Raw genomic sequence first — 842 nt, 5'->3', positions numbered from 1 at the left:
TTTTTCATTTTTTTGATGTGTTTTCTTTGTTTTCTCATGATGTTTTTTATGTGCTGTCTCCTGATCCTTTGTTTCTGGTTTCTCTGGATCCGTTGTTTCTGGTTTCTCTGGATCCGTTGTTTCTGGTTTTTCTGGATCCGTTGTTTCTGGTTTTTCTGGTTCCGTTGTTTCTGGTTTATCTGGATCCGTCGTTTCTGGTTTCTCTGGGCCTGGTGGTGCTAAAGAAGTCAATTTGTTTAATACTTCTAATTGAACTGGACTTATCATTCCTTTTGTAATTTCAAATGGAATTGGATTAGTTAATTTTTCATAACCCTTTGGTGCTTCTACTTCTACAAGTGTGTAGTGACCTACAGATAAGTCTGAGACTTTCGCTTTTCCTTCTTTATCTGTTGTTACTTTCGTTACTACTTTGCCTTTTTCGTCATGAACTTCAAACACTGCTCCTGATAATACATTCTTACTTTCAGCAGCCATTTTTGTAATTTCTACTGAACCTTTATCTAACTGTTCATTCTCTACTTTTAGTGATAAAGCTTCTGTCATACCTTTTTTGATTTCGAATGATACTGGCTCTGTTAGTTTTTTGTAACCTGGTAAACTCTCCGTTTCTACTAATTTGTATTTTCCTACTGATAGATCTGAAACTTTCGCTTTTCCTTCTTTATCTGTTGTCACTTTCGTTACTACTTTTCCTTGCTCATCTTGTACTTCAAAGACTACGCCTTCTAATACTTTTTGGCTATCTTTATCTACTTTTGTTACTTCTACATTTCCCTTGTCTAACATTTCATTTTCTACTGTTAAAGCAAGAGATTTTGTCATGCCTTTTTCAATTTGGA

General features: G+C 34.9%; 1 protein-coding gene. It reads right to left on the bottom strand.

From position 1 onward, the window contains the following. Positions 1-842 (bottom strand): MSCRAMM family protein (locus tag JDS82_RS28965; protein ID WP_275952024.1); only part of this gene is annotated, 842 nt, incomplete at both ends.

Origin of the sequence: Bacillus cereus group sp. N14, assembly GCF_016483555.1 — a bacterium.
GTDB lineage: Bacteria > Bacillota > Bacilli > Bacillales > Bacillaceae_G > Bacillus_A > Bacillus_A wiedmannii.
The sequence above is the reverse complement of the archived record's forward strand: the minus strand, read 5'-3'. Positions and strand labels throughout refer to the sequence as shown.